At 73.3% G+C, this 11,566-nt stretch carries 13 protein-coding genes; 4 read left to right on the forward strand and 9 right to left on the reverse strand.

Going from position 1 to position 11,566, the window contains the following annotated elements; genetic code table 11:
* Nucleotides 1–74 precede the first annotated feature (74 nt).
* The 4 genes from ACFWWU_RS36170 to ACFWWU_RS36185 all read right to left on the reverse strand — a co-directional run bounded on the left by ACFWWU_RS36170 (nucleotide 75) and on the right by ACFWWU_RS36185 (nucleotide 2,995).
* Nucleotides 75–911 carry a DUF4097 domain-containing protein gene (locus ACFWWU_RS36170; protein WP_384153068.1) on the reverse strand — a complete coding sequence of 279 codons (837 nt, stop codon included), beginning with the start codon at nucleotides 909–911 and terminating at the stop codon, nucleotides 75–77.
* Between the two features lie 70 nt (nucleotides 912–981).
* Complete coding sequence (locus ACFWWU_RS36175; protein ID WP_384153071.1) at nucleotides 982–1,518, reverse strand: hypothetical protein; 537 nt, start codon at nucleotides 1,516–1,518, stop codon at nucleotides 982–984.
* Nucleotides 1,519–1,640: 122 nt separating this feature from the next.
* Complete coding sequence (locus ACFWWU_RS36180; RefSeq protein ID WP_384153119.1) at nucleotides 1,641–2,285, reverse strand: DNA alkylation repair protein; 645 nt, start codon at nucleotides 2,283–2,285, stop codon at nucleotides 1,641–1,643.
* A 125-nt stretch (nucleotides 2,286–2,410) separates the two neighbouring features.
* Entirely contained in the window at nucleotides 2,411–2,995 is a 585-nt protein-coding gene (locus tag ACFWWU_RS36185) for a CGNR zinc finger domain-containing protein (RefSeq protein ID WP_384153074.1), read from the reverse strand.
* Nucleotides 2,996–3,114: 119 nt separating this feature from the next.
* Between ACFWWU_RS36185 and ACFWWU_RS36190 the strand changes: the two genes are divergently transcribed.
* Together ACFWWU_RS36190 and ACFWWU_RS36195 are read left to right on the forward strand one after the other, a co-directional pair.
* Nucleotides 3,115–3,879: an AzlC family ABC transporter permease gene (locus ACFWWU_RS36190; RefSeq protein ID WP_384153077.1), complete on the forward strand. Its 765-nt coding sequence runs from the start codon at nucleotides 3,115–3,117 to the stop codon at nucleotides 3,877–3,879.
* Nucleotides 3,876–4,184 (forward strand): AzlD domain-containing protein, encoded by a 309-nt coding sequence (locus tag ACFWWU_RS36195; RefSeq protein ID WP_384153080.1) that lies wholly within the window; start codon nucleotides 3,876–3,878, stop codon nucleotides 4,182–4,184. The genes ACFWWU_RS36190 and ACFWWU_RS36195 overlap by 4 nt, the downstream gene beginning before the upstream one ends.
* Before the next feature lie 120 nt (nucleotides 4,185–4,304).
* Here ACFWWU_RS36195 and ACFWWU_RS36200 read toward each other — a convergent pair whose 3' ends face one another.
* Nucleotides 4,305–4,775 (reverse strand): peptidase inhibitor family I36 protein, encoded by a 471-nt coding sequence (locus ACFWWU_RS36200; RefSeq protein WP_384153083.1) that lies wholly within the window; start codon nucleotides 4,773–4,775, stop codon nucleotides 4,305–4,307.
* A 100-nt stretch (nucleotides 4,776–4,875) separates the two neighbouring features.
* Nucleotides 4,876–5,811 carry a hypothetical protein gene (locus ACFWWU_RS36205; RefSeq protein ID WP_384153086.1) on the reverse strand — a complete coding sequence of 312 codons (936 nt, stop codon included), beginning with the start codon at nucleotides 5,809–5,811 and terminating at the stop codon, nucleotides 4,876–4,878.
* Between the two features lie 596 nt (nucleotides 5,812–6,407).
* Here ACFWWU_RS36205 and ACFWWU_RS36210 point away from each other — a divergent pair.
* Entirely contained in the window at nucleotides 6,408–7,766 is a 1,359-nt protein-coding gene (locus ACFWWU_RS36210) for a family 43 glycosylhydrolase (RefSeq protein WP_384153089.1), read from the forward strand.
* Nucleotides 7,767–7,782: 16 nt separating this feature from the next.
* Here ACFWWU_RS36210 and ACFWWU_RS36215 read toward each other — a convergent pair whose 3' ends face one another.
* Both ACFWWU_RS36215 and ACFWWU_RS36220 read right to left on the reverse strand, forming a co-directional pair.
* Nucleotides 7,783–8,790 carry a helix-turn-helix domain-containing protein gene (locus ACFWWU_RS36215; RefSeq protein WP_384153091.1) on the reverse strand — a complete coding sequence of 336 codons (1,008 nt, stop codon included), beginning with the start codon at nucleotides 8,788–8,790 and terminating at the stop codon, nucleotides 7,783–7,785.
* Between the two features lie 247 nt (nucleotides 8,791–9,037).
* Nucleotides 9,038–9,388, reverse strand: coding sequence for a winged helix-turn-helix transcriptional regulator (locus tag ACFWWU_RS36220; RefSeq protein ID WP_384153095.1), 351 nt, complete (start codon nucleotides 9,386–9,388; stop codon nucleotides 9,038–9,040).
* Between the two features lie 69 nt (nucleotides 9,389–9,457).
* Between ACFWWU_RS36220 and ACFWWU_RS36225 the strand changes: the two genes are divergently transcribed.
* Complete coding sequence (locus tag ACFWWU_RS36225) at nucleotides 9,458–10,342, forward strand: NAD(P)-dependent oxidoreductase (RefSeq protein ID WP_384153098.1); 885 nt, start codon at nucleotides 9,458–9,460, stop codon at nucleotides 10,340–10,342.
* Here the strand turns inward: ACFWWU_RS36225 and ACFWWU_RS36230 are convergent.
* Complete coding sequence (locus ACFWWU_RS36230; protein WP_384153102.1) at nucleotides 10,329–11,399, reverse strand: winged helix DNA-binding protein; 1,071 nt, start codon at nucleotides 11,397–11,399, stop codon at nucleotides 10,329–10,331. The two genes, ACFWWU_RS36225 and ACFWWU_RS36230, sit on opposite strands and share 14 nt — an antisense overlap.
* Nucleotides 11,400–11,566 lie beyond the last annotated feature (167 nt).

The following is an 11,566-nucleotide window of genomic DNA, read 5'->3' on the forward strand; positions in this document are numbered from 1 at the left end:
GACATGGCACATGTGAAATGGTTCGCCTGGCTGCGGGGCGCCGCCGCGAAGAGGGCGACAGCGGCCCGGGCAGGTCAGGCGCGACGGATCACGATGTCGCCGACTCCGGTGCGGGCGTGGATCTCGACGGTCTCCTCGGACGTGTCGGGACCCTGGGCGGCGCCGAGCGCGTTGCGCACGGTCCCGACCCGGGTGTTGACGTCCAGCCACGCCGCGGTGGACTCCCGTACGCCGATCTCCACGTCGTGCGCGGCGGCCTGGAGCCTGATCACGCCCCGGACCACCTCGTCGATGCGGATGGCGCCGTTGGCGGACCTGGCGTCCACGGAGGCGTGGGCGAGGCCGACCGTGATGCGGCCGTTGGAGGAGGTGGCCTTGAGGTCGCCGGTGATCTCGTCGACCGTGATCTCGCCGTTGCCGTTCTTGATGACGGCCGTGCCGGCGATCTCGGCGATCTCGATCCGGCCCTGACCGTGGATCTCGGCATGGCCGGCCGTGCGCTGGACGCGGATGTCGCCGTGGCCGGTCCGCAGGTGGACGACGCCCGTCTCGTCGAGCCGGATGTCGCCGAGCGAGGTCTTGACCCGGCACTCGCCGAGCGGCCCCTCACTGGTGAAGTCGCCCATGGAGGCGGTGCCGTTGAGGCGCGAGCCCGCCGGGAGTTCGACGGTGATGTCGATCGACCCGTGCTTGCCGAACGGCGAGCGCTTCCGGGGCCCCTTCACGGTCAGGGTGCCGTTGGCGTACGTGACCTTGGTCTGCTGGGCGACGCGTACGTCGACGTCCTCCGCTCCGTTGCCCGGCAGCACCTCGACGACCGTGTCCGTACGCTCGCTCGCCGTGAGGCGTACGTTGCCGACCTCGAAGTCCAGGATCGCGGTGATGGGCTCGGGCGTTTCGAAAGAAGGCATGGCTGTCCCGTCCTCTTGGCTCTGGTGTGTGTTTGCGCAGGTGGTGCGGGTGACGAGGGGGGTGGCCCGGTTAGCGGACCCAGCCCCGGTAGCTCTGGCCCACCGGGCTGGGCGGCGGGGCGGGCTGGGTCGCGCCGCCCGGTTCCAGGGCGATGGCGACCGCCCGTACGAGCCAGGCGTTGACCGACAGGCTCTCCTGGCCGGCGGCGTCCTCCACGCGGGACTTGAGGTGTGCCGGGAGCCGGAAGTTGATGCGCGCGGTGCCCCCTTCGTCGCCGTCCCCGCCGGGCGGCGCCACCGGCGCTGTGCGTGGCGCCATCGGTGCCGCCACGGTGGCGGGGCCGTCGTGCGGTGCCTCGGCGGAGAGCGGTGACGTCACCACGAACTCGGGGTCCGTCCCCCGCAGTCGCACGTCCACCGAGCCCGGCGCCAGCTCGCGGGTGATCTCCTCGGAGGCGGCGGACAGGGCGTTGAGGAGGGTCAGACGGGCGGCCGATTCCAGGGGCGCGGTCAGCCGCTCGGCCAGGGCGCGTGCTTCGTCACCGCCGGCGTTGGCGGCGACCGCGAGCTCGCTGCGGAGGTGGTCGACGTAGGGGGTCAAGTCCATGAGGAGATAGTGGCACCATTGTGGCGCCATTGCAAGTCTCTATGGCGCCATGTGGCACCCGTCCAGCGCCATGTGGCGCCATTCGGCGTCGTGCGGCGCCATGCCTGTGTCACGCATCAGTGCTATCCGGCGGGCTGCCGGCGCACCATCTCCATGATCCAGACCGGCGCGAACGGCGACGTGCAGCCCGGGGGAGTCGGGTAGTCCTCGAGTACGCGCAACCGCTCGCCGATGTCGATCGCACGCGCGCGGAGCTCGGGGTGCTCGATGCCGATCTGGGCCAGGCAGTGGTTCATCGCCCACTGCAGCCGGTCCGGGGCGTCCTTCATCTCCGCCTCGATGACGTCGAGCAGGCCCGCGAGGTCGAGGCCCTCGGGCTTCTTCGCCACGCGTTCGGTGGTCAGCGCCCAGCCGGCGCTCGCGACCACGGGATCCGGATCGGCGGACCAGGCCAGACGCAGCTCTTCGGCGTGCGGGCTCTTCTTCACCACGTAGTTCACGAGCCAGTCGTGCACCTTGGGTGCGCGCGCCTCGCGCAGCATGGCGTCCAGCTCGTCCCGCCGGAACGCCTTCGGGTGGCAGATCAGGATCGCGAGCAGCTTCGCCGCCGTGTCGTCCGTCTCCCACAGCCGGTACGCGAGGTCCTGCTGGGTCTTGAGCCGCTTCGCGAGCGCACGCAGCTTCCCGAGGTTCACACCGTGATCGTCACCGTGCCTCTCGTTCACCGCGCGCGCCTTCGGGTCCTCGAGTCCGGCCAGCTCGGCCATCACCTCGGCCGCCTTCGTCCCGCTCACCTCGGACCTCCCGTCCCGCTCGATCGGAAGACCAGCCTATGGCGCGGACCGGCGTGCTCGGCGGACCGGCCTGTTCGGCGGACCGGCCTGCTCGTGCGTCACGGCGTCTGCTTGGTGCGGGCGTAGTGGCGGCGGGCGCGGTCGCGGTTGCCGCAGTCGCCGGAACTGCACCATCGCCGGGTGCCGCTGCGGCTGCGGTCGAGGAAGAACCATCCGCAGCCGGGCCCTCCGCAGCGCCGGATCCGTTCGAGGCCGGGGCCGGCGAGCAGCGCTTCGGCGTGCAGCGCGAGTGCGTGGCCGAGGTCGGTGAGCCGGTCCGTGCGGGGCTGCCAGCGCAGCGGGAACGCCGGCGGCAGCTCCGCGCTCTCGTGGGCCAGCAGGATCGCCCGCCGGAGCCCGTTCCATTGGTCCGGCGGCGGGGGCTCGCCGTCGGTGAGCGCGTCCAGGACGGGCCAGAGCAGGGCGCGGAGCTGGTGCAGCGCGGCCAGTCGGCGCTGTGTCTCCTCGTCTCCGGCCGACGCCAGGGCCTCCTGGAGCTCGGCGGACTGCCGTGACGTGAGCAGGCCTGCGGTGACCGCCCACCTCGCCCACGCCGTGGCGCCCTTGACCCGCTCGGCGCGGCGGGCGGGGTCCGTCCGCCAGGCGACGGTGTTGACGAAGTCGAGCACCGGGTGTCCGCCCACGAGCGATACACCCGCGGACGCGCCTGCCGGAGGGACCTCGGATCCGTTCTTCTCCACTACCACCCCGGCAGTCTATCCTTCTAACGGGCTTCATGCGTTATGCCTGTTAGGTTGTCGCCATGGAAACCTCCCTGCCGGCGCCGCCAGGCGCCGCCACACCCCGTGAACGCTTCCGCTCCGGTCTCCACGTCGGATCAGGACTGGCAGCGGCCTCGTTCCTGCTCGCCACCAGCTTCGGCGCGCTGACACAGGCGCAGGGCTGGGGCACTCTCGCGCCGATCCTGTGCTCCGTGGTCGTCTTCTCCGGCTCGGCCCAGTTCGCACTGGTGGCGGCCCTGGGCACCGGTGGTGGCATAGCCTCCGCCGTCACCGCCGCGGCGCTGATCAACAGCCGGTTCCTTCCGATGGGCATGGCCGTCGCGCGCGACCTGCGCGGCGGCAGACTGCGCCGCGCCCTGGAAGGCCAGGCGGTGGTCGACGGCTCGTGGGCGGCGGCACACCTCGGCGGCGGACGGTTCGACCGGTACGTGCTCTTCGGAGCGACCGTGATCCAGTGGCCGGCCTGGGTCGCCGGGACCGCGCTGGGCGTCGTCATCGCTCCCGACCCGCGACTCCTGCACACGCTCGGGCTGGACGTCCTCACACCCGCCCTGTTCGTGACGTTCCTCATCGACGAGCTCCGCAAAGAGCGGGCCAACCGGCTGCCCGCCCTGCTCGGCGCGGCCATCGCGGCAGTACTGGTCCTCTTCCTCCCCACCGGACCGGCCCTGGTCGGCGCGGCCGCCGCCGCCCTGATCGCCCTTGTCAGACCCGCCGCGCGGACACCCACCCGACCCGCTCCCTCCCACAGCCCCGCAAACTCCGTGACCGAGGTGGCCGGATGACCCTCTGGATCGCCATCGGCGCCGTCGCCCTGGTCAGCTTCGCCTTCAAAGCCATCGGGCCGGCCGTCCTGGGTGGCCGCGAACTGCCCGTCCGCGCACGGTCCGTGATCGCCCTCGTGGCCCCGGCCCTGCTCGCCGGCTTCATCGTGACGGCACTCGCCGGGCCGGCCTGGAGCGCCCTGGACCTCACCCTGCTCGCCGGCCTCGCGTCCGTGGTCGTCCTGCGCCACTACCGGGCGCCGATGCCGGTGGCGCTCCTGGGCGCGGTCGTCGTCACCGCACTCCTCCGGCTCTGGACCTCGTGACACGGGCCGCGCACCCGTCCTGCTCCATGACCGCCGCCGTACGTACGCCGGAGCGGTGACGGATGCGGGACGCCGGCCCGGCGGGGATGTCCCGTCGGGCCGGCGTCGAGCGGGGTGACGTCAGCAGGCGTCGACCCAGTCGTGCGACGAGACGTTGTCGTTGACGAGCTGGCCCTGGCCCGCACCGGCGCTGAAGAACCTCAGACCGTGGGCGCCGAGGTCGGGGAGGGAGTGGGACTGGTGGAGGCAGACCCAGGAGCCGGTCCAGTTCCGGCCGTAGAAGAGCCGCACGTCCTCGGCGCGTCCCGGGTATCCGTTGTTCCAGACGTCCGAGACCTTGTTGCGGCAACCGGCCCAGTTGGCGTTCTCCAGGTTCCACTTGCAGTGGAAGCCGCCCGCGTGGGGGTGCTCCCAGGCGTAGAGGTAGCCGTCCGGGGCCGGAAGAGCGGCCGGGGAGACGGCGGCGGGGGCCGTCACGGACGAGGGTGCGGCGGCCTCGGTCGCGGTGCCGCGGGCGTCGGCTCCCGGGGTGGTCAGCAGGGTGAGGGCTCCGACGGTGAGCGCCGTCGCGAGGGCGCGTTTGATACGCATGGTGTGTCTCCTTCTGGTGTGGTGGCCGTACCGCCGTTCGCGGCGCGGCCGTTGAGGCCGCCGTGTGGGATGTGGCACACGGCGGAGTCATGGGGGGCGGTCAGTCCCGGGGGCCGTCGCCGAGGATCCGTCGGGCGCGGGGCAGCGCGGCCGACCTCAGCCGCTCCCGCGCCTCGACGTCCGCGCGGTACTCGCGGGCCAGGAGCCTGCCGTGGTGCGCGTCGAGGTCCCGGGCCGTACGGGCCAGCGCCGATTCCCCGGCGCACCGGACCTCCGTCAGGGCGAGTGCCACCTCGCGGTCCTTGCCCAGGGGTTGTACGGGGGAGAGCGCGGCGGCCCGGGTGTCGGCCGGCGTCGCGAACCCGTGTCCGGCGTGCCGCATGCACTCCCGCCACACGGCGAGCCGTTCCAGATAGCCGCTGTCGGCCGTGACACGGCTCCGGCGGATCTGGACCAGGGCGCCGACGCGGGTCGAGGCACGGAACCAGGCGCCGAGGTCTCCGTACAGCTCCTGCTGGGACTCCGCCACGCAGCCGCGGTCGCCGCGCCGTACGGTTCCGCCGCCCGGGAGGGTGACGGTCGGCCCGTCCGGCGAGGTGCCGTTGGCGGCGGCGAGCGCCTCGGCCTTCCGGTCCGCCGTCAGCGCGGCGAAGTAGGCGCGGTTCGGGTCGCTCGCGGTGCGGGCCTTCCGCTGCCGTCGCAGCTCGGAGCCGTAGCCGTGGCGCCGGGCCAGGTCCGCGTCGTCGAGGACGTACACGAAGGCAGTGGCCTCGGTGGCCTCGTCGAGCGGGAAGACCCGGTACGTGAATCCGTGCCGGCGCATGCAGTCGCGCAGCAGCCGTTGCTCGGCGTCGTGGAGGAGCCGGTCGTCCTCGGTCACCGCCTCCGGGGCGGCGGCTCGCACGGGAGGTGGCCGTCCACCGGAGGCCGGTTCACCGACGCCGGCGAGCAGGGTCGCGGCGAGGGCGATCGTGGCACCGGTGACCGCCACGGTCATGGCGAGGGGGGAGCGACGGGCAGAGCTGCGCCGGGGCATGGGGATCTCCTGCGGTGGTCGAGGACGAACGGGGCGACGAGACCTGGGACCTGAGACCGACCCGGGAGGCGTGGGTCAGGAGGTGCTGTCGGAAGGCGTCGGTGTGGGTGCGGCCGAGCGAGGCGGCCACGGGGATCCGCCGTGCGGCGCGGGGTTCGCACCGGGGCGGGCCGTCCGGTCGGGGCGCCGCCGGTGAGCGGTGCCGCGGTCGGACAACCGAAGTCTGTGCCGGGCGGGAAGCGGCCCGCAAGCGTGTCCCGCCCGCTTCGGTGAAGTCGGGATCCCGGCCCCGCTGACCTGCGGGGACTCTCCTGTCCCGGGACAGGAGAGTCCCCGGGACGAGGGCCGGGACCGGCGCAACGCGACGGCGGCCGAGTCGTTCTCGTGGTGTGCCCCGCGCACCGAGGCGCGGGAGCAACCGAGGGAGCGGATCAGTGGACCACCGGAACGATCGAAGCGGCGGACTTCCTCGCCGCGCGGACGCGAGACGCCACCAGACACACGGGCAGACCGGCATGGGCCAGAGCCCGACCGGCCGGGCGCGGAGCCTGACCCACCGGACACGGGCCGCTTCTCGCCGGGGGATCCTCGCCGCCATGGCGCTGGGCGCGGCCGCCTGCCTCGCCGCGTCGGCTCCCGCACCCGGAGCCGTACCTTCCGCACTCGCCCCTGCCGTGGTCCAGGCACCCGCGCCGGTCACGCCCGTCCTCGACCAGGACTTCGCCGACCCGGACGTCGTGCGGGTGGGCCCGGTCTTCCACGCCTACGCCACCAACGCCCACGGCAGGAACATCCAGCACGCCACCTCCACCGACCTGGTCCACTGGACGGTCGACGGGACGGACGTGCTGCCGGAGGTCGGCGCGTGGGTCACGCTCGATCCCCCGGGCCACGTCTGGGCGCCGGAGGTCTTCGACAACGGCGACGGGTTCACGCTCCACTACACGGCCCGCGACCGGGCCGGCGGGCGCCAGTGCGTCGGCGTCGCGCTCGCCTCCTCGCCCGACGGCCCGTTCCGGCCGGTCGGCGACCGCCCGCTGGTCTGCCCGACCGAGCAGGGCGGCGCGATCGACGCGTCGAGCTACACCGAGAACGGCAGCCGCCACCTCCTCTGGAAGAGCGACGGGAACTGCTGCCAACTGGACACGTGGCTCCACCTCCAGCCCGTCTCGTGGGACGGCACCCGTGTCACCGGGGACCCCGTCCGGCTCGTCAGGCAGGACGACCCCCACTCCTGGGAGCAGGGCCTCGTCGAAGCGCCCACCCTCGTCAAGCGGGGCGGCCGCTATGTCCTCCTGTACTCGGGCGGCGACTACCGCACCAACGCGTACGCGGCGGGCTGGGCGACCGCCGACACCCTCACCGGGCCGTACGTGAAGGGGACCGGGCCGTTCATGACGACGGAGTCCTTCGCGGGCGCGATCGGCGGACCGGGCGGTCAGGACGTCGTGACGGGCCCCGGCGGTCAGGACCGCATCCTCTTCCACGGCCGCGGCGCCGACGGCGTACGACGGGTGCTGTACGCCGCGGACCTCGGCTTCGCCGACGGCCGACCGGTCGTGCGCGGCAGCAGGACGGCGTACGAGGCGGAGCTCGCCCGGGTGCACAAGGCGACCGTCCGTGAAGCGCGGAAGGCCTGGGGCGACCGGGCCGTCGGGCACATCGACGAACCCGACAGCTTCGTGGAGTTCCGGGTCTTCGCCGCCTCTCCGGGCCGCCACACCGTGGCCGTACGCTACGGCAACGGCTCACTGGACGCCTCGGGTGCCCCGGCCGCCGCCTCGCACGCGCTGACGGTCAACGGCACGGGCGCGGGCGCCGTCGACTACCCGTTCACCGGGTGGGACGAGTGGGGTTCGCGCGAGGTCCCGGTGGACCTGCGCGAGGGGTGGAACACCCTCCGCCTCACGAAGGGCGACCGCTACACCGAGCTGGACGCCGTGGAGGTGGCGTAACTCCCGACTCGCCGCCTCACGCCCACTTCTGACGTGCCGTCCCGTCGCACGGCGACACCCGCAGACCGCCCGCGCTGTCGGCCAGACAGCGCCGGGCCGTCGTGCTCCTGATCTCGACGGCCGCGTCGTCCCCCGCGCTGACGGTCCACCGCTGGGAGGCGGACGGGCCGCAGGGCGTGGTGGACAGGCCGCCGGGGAGATGGTCCAGGCACTCTCCCGTCGCGTGGTTCCTGAGCTGGCTGCCGCCGTCCGGCGTCGTGCGGACCGTCCAGCGCTGGTACGACATGCCGTTGCACGCGAAGGACCGGGTGCCCTTGTCGAGGCTGTCGTCGAGGCAGGCGCCCGTCGCACGGCTCACGAAGATCCTGGGGTCGTCCGACCGCGCGGCGGAGGCGCCCTGCGCACTGTGCGGGGCCGTCGGGGCGTCGTCGCCGGAGGCCGGGGAGCGCGGCTCGACGAGTGCGGTGCTCGCGGCCCCGATCACCAGGCCGATCACGGCCCCGGCGAGGGCCCAGACAGTGTGCCGGCTCCGCACCGAGAGCCGCCGCCACGCGGGCACGGACGGTGCGGCCGCCGCAGTCCCGTCGCTCTCCTCGGGTACGGACGCCGCTTCGGAACCGACGTCCTGGACCGGTTCGCCCTGGACCGGTTCGCCCCGCGGCCGGTCGTCCGGGACCGCCTCCCCACCCGGGACCGCCTCCCCATCCGGGACCGGTTCCTCACTCGGGACCGCCTCCCCGCCCTGGACCTGCTGACGCCGGACCGGTTTGCGCTGGCTCCGGTCGGCGGCCTCCCACAGATGCCGGTACGCGGAGGGGTCACCGTCGAGGGCCTCGCACAGGTCGCGCACGGTCGCCCACGGGGGAACGGTGGTGCCGAGGAAGTACCGGGACAGCGACGAGTCGCTGATGCGCACGCTCGTTTCCAGGTCCCGCAGCGTGCGTCGGGAGCGTCGTTGGAGGTCGCGCAGCGCCCTGCCCAGCGCGCGGGCCGGGTCCTGGTCGTCAGGCCGGTCGGCAGCCATGATGGCGCCCTTCGCCGCAGGGACAAATGGTGTTCCAGCAGGTCAGAACCCTAGAGGGCGGCAGATCTTGGTGGCAAACAGGAGCACTCTCCCGAAGGACCCCGAGGCCGCCGGTTGACGTGGCGCCGACCGAGGGCCGAAGGAGTGCCGGCACACCCACCTTTTTGTGGGTACTTGTCGGGGGACAGGCGTGGGGAGAACCTGGTGGTGGCCGAGGGAACGGAAGGGAAAGGAGACGGTCGAACGGTCAGGAAGCGGCGCGCTCCTCGGCGAGCCGGTCCAGCCGGCGGTGGCCCCAGTCGGAGAGGGGCGCCAGCGCGTCGGAGAGCTCGCGGCCGATGTCGGTCAGGGAGTAGACGGTCTTCGGCGGCACCACGTCGTGCACCTCGCGGTGCACGAGGCCGTCCGACTCCATCTCCCGCAGGGCCTGGGTCAGTACCTTCTCGCTGATCGCCGGGATCCGCCGGCGCAGCTCACCGGGCCGGTGCGGGCCGGATTCGAGCATCCAGAGCAGCAGCGTCTTCCACTTGCCGTCGATCACGGCGACGGCTGCGGTCACGCCGCAGACCTCCGTGTCGTCGGCTCGGCCGCGCGTCATCCTTCTCGTCCCCGTCCTCGTACCTCGGTCACGCCTTTCTTCTTACCTCATATACAAGGGAGTTCCTTCATGTCCTCTTCCCAGGTGCCGTCCGTCACGGTCGTCGGGCTCGGGCCCATGGGCCGTGCGCTGGCCGGTGCGTTCGTGGCCGCCGGGGTCCGTACCACCGTGTGGAACCGCACCCCGGGCCGGGACCGTGAGCTGGTCGCGCGGGGCGCGATCGGGGCGGCGACCGTCGAGGAGGCGGTCGGCGCGAGCCCGCTCAGCGTCGTCTGCCTGGTGAACTACGACGCGACGGACGCCGTACTCCGTCAGGTCGCCGTCACGGCCGCGCTGAAGGGCCGCACCCTGGTGAACCTCACCGCCGACACCCCGGACCGCGCCCGGGACACCGGCCGCTGGGCCGGCGACCACGGCATCCGGTATCTCGACGGCGCCATCATGACGCCCACCCCGACCATCGGGACGCCGCAGGCCGTGTTCCTGCACAGCGGCCCGGAGGAGGTGTACGTCGAACACCGGCCGGTGCTCGACGTCCTGGGCGGCACCCACACGCACCTCGGCGAGGACATCGCCCGGGCGGCGGCGTACGACATCGCGCTGCTCGACATCTTCTGGACGTCGATGGCGGGGTACGTCCACGCCGTCGCCCTGGCGGGGGCGGAGGGCGTCTCGCCGAGCGAACTGGCGCCGTTCGCCCAGGGCATCGGCGCGATCCTGCCGTCGCTGTTCCAGGAACTGGCCGAGGACCTGGAGAGCGGCACCTACTCGGGCGAGGGCAATCCGCTGACGTCCGTGGTGTCGTCCATGGCGCACATCGTCCAGGCGTCCGAGGCCCACGGCATCGACGCGGGCGTGATGCGGGCGGCCGAGGGGCTCGCGCGCCGCACGGTGGGCCTGGGGCACGGCGCCGAGGGCTTCACCCGGATCGCCGAAGTCCTCACCCGCCGCTGAGGGTTCGGCGCTCGTCGGCCGGTTCCGGGCCGGCCGCACCGAAGCATTCCTCCGGGGCGATGTCCCGGCCCTCCTCGGTACGGACGCGGGTCAGGGCGAGGGCGTGGTTGCGGCCCGTGTGGGCGGCGGCTCCCGTGACGATGACGACGCCCTCGTCCTCGGTGTGGAGGAGCAGGCCGGGCGTCCCCGCGTAGGTCCGGCGGGTGACCTCGGCCGCGAGGATCTCCAGACGCCGGCCGTGGTGGTGGGTGTACGCGGCGGGGTAGGCGCCCCGCCGGGCGTCGACGAACCGCGCCAGGGCCTCCGCCGGGAGCGACCAGTCGATCCGGCCGTCCTCGGCGGAGTGCGTCCGGACGGGGGTGTCGGTGCGCTGCCCCCGGTGGCGGGTGCCGCTCGGGGGTTCGTGCACCACGCCGGCCGGTGCCGGTTCGAGATGGCGGTGGACGCGCCGTAAGAGGGAGCCGAGCTGGTCGCGTTCCGCCGGGCTGAGCGGGGCGAGGATGTCGTCGTCCGCCGACGCGATGTCCGCGCTGAGCTCGGCCAGCGCGGTCCTGCCCTCGGCGGTCAGGGCGACCACGACGCGGCGCCGGTCGGCGGTGTCCCGGACGCAGTCGACGTGTCCGGCCCGGTCCAGATCGTTGACGATCTTCACGAGGTCGCTGGCGTTCATGTCGAGGCGCGCGGCCAGGGCCGTCTTCATCTGCGGGCCGAGGTCGCCGAGGAGCGCCATCACGGTGAGGTGCCAGAGCCGGAGCCCCCGTGCGGCCAGCCTGTCGGTCAGCCGGCGGCGCGCGGCCTTGCCGATCGCGGTCAGGAGGTACGCGTGGAGGTCGAGGACGCTCGGTGGCGTCATGCGCGTCGGCCCTGCCGGGGCGGGCGGAGGGGCGGAGGCCGGTGCGGCCGGGACCTCGCCCGGGAGGGCGACGAGTGTCAGGCCGGCGCCGGCGAGCGCCGCGCGGACCCGCGCCCAGTCGGTCGGCGCGTTCGAGATGCCGACGAAGGCGAACCGCTCGCCCTCCGGGTCGTGTTCCGTTCCCGAGACGACCGGCTGCTCCATCAACTCATCCTTAGGTGAGGCGAACCCAATAACTGTCCACGGGCGTGCCCCGGGACCGTCCGGGGCACGTCAGGGCTAGGGCCTGTCGTTTGGATCATGCCGGGCTCGCGGCGCCTGGCACCGCGCCTCGCCGCGTTGTCGTCACTCGCCGACGCTCCGCGTCGACT

Origin of the sequence: Streptomyces sp. NPDC058650 (assembly GCF_042717315.1) — a bacterium.
Lineage (GTDB): Bacteria > Actinomycetota > Actinomycetes > Streptomycetales > Streptomycetaceae > Streptomyces.